Below are 1,187 nucleotides of genomic sequence, written 5' to 3' on the forward strand. Positions count from 1 at the left end.
CCTAGTGTCGTGAGCGGGTAGTTCGTTTTCTAACGAGCAGCGATATACTATGTGGCCCTTACCCGAGCTGGTTATACGCATGCCTCGACCCATTGCTCCTTTTGCACTGCAACCCTCCGACGTCATTACGCTTCAAGGTTGGTTACGCATGAGTACGCTGGAGCAGAGCCTCGTTCAGCGGGCACGGATACTACTTTTGCTTGCTCAAGGGGTGGCGCCCTTGGCCATCTGTGAACAGTTACAGATCACGACACCAACGGTGTTCAAGTGGCGAAAACGCTACCTGGAGTCGGGTATCGAGGGCCTGAGCGATCTGCCGCGCAGCGGTCAGCCCTTGAAACTGGGTGCTGAGAAAATCAAGGAAATCCTGACCCTGACCACTCACCGGGTGCCGAAAGAAGCAACGCATTGGAGCGTCCGGTTGATGGCCAAGTACGCGCGCGTTACCACCTGGCAAGTCCGGCAAATATGGGCTGCATCCGATCTCAAACCGCACCGATTAAAGACATTCAAGATCAGTAACGATCCGAACTTCGCAGAGAAGGTCATCGATGTCGTCGGGCTTTACCTGAGCCCTCCGGACAATGCCATGGTGCTGTCGGTTGACGAGAAAACTCAGATCCAGGCGCTGGATCGTACTCAGCCAATGCTACAACTTCGGCCCGGACAGATTGAGCGGCGCACCCATGATTACAAGCGCCATGGCACGGCGAGCCTGTACGCCGCGTTCGACATCATGACGGGTGAAGTAATGGGCCGGATAACCCAGCGGCACCGGGCCAAAGAGTTTCTGGATTTTCTCCGGCAGATTGATAACAACACACCGGCCGAGCTGGATCTGCATGTGATCCTGGACAACAGCTCGACCCACAAAACCGCTGCGGTCAAGGCGTGGCTGGAAAAGCATCCACGCTTCAAGCTGCACTTCACACCGACCAGTGCGTCTTGGTTGAACGCGGTGGAGGGCTGGTTTTCACAACTGGAGAGACGGGCGCTGTATCGAGGTGTCTTCACCAGTGTTGCTGACCTTAAAGCCGCGATTCGCCAGTTCATTACTGCTCATAACGAGCACTCGGCCAAGCCATTCAAGTGGAGCAAGACGGCAGCGGCCATCATCAGTTCCGTGCATATGGCAAAGCTGAGTGTGATAAAAAATAAGCTAATGAATTAAGCGCTCAGTACACTAG

1 protein-coding gene is annotated in these 1,187 nt (G+C 54.8%); it reads left to right on the top strand.

Annotated features, from left to right (window positions below; genetic code table 11):
- The first annotated feature begins 79 nt into the window (after positions 1-79).
- Positions 80-1,171 (top strand): IS630 family transposase, encoded by a 1,092-nt coding sequence (locus PMM47T1_RS28460; protein WP_050990474.1) that lies wholly within the window; start codon positions 80-82, stop codon positions 1,169-1,171.
- Positions 1,172-1,187: the final 16 nt, after the last annotated feature.

The sequence above is a fragment of the Pseudomonas sp. M47T1 genome (genome assembly GCF_000263855.1).
In the GTDB taxonomy this organism is placed as follows: Bacteria; Pseudomonadota; Gammaproteobacteria; order Pseudomonadales; family Pseudomonadaceae; genus Aquipseudomonas.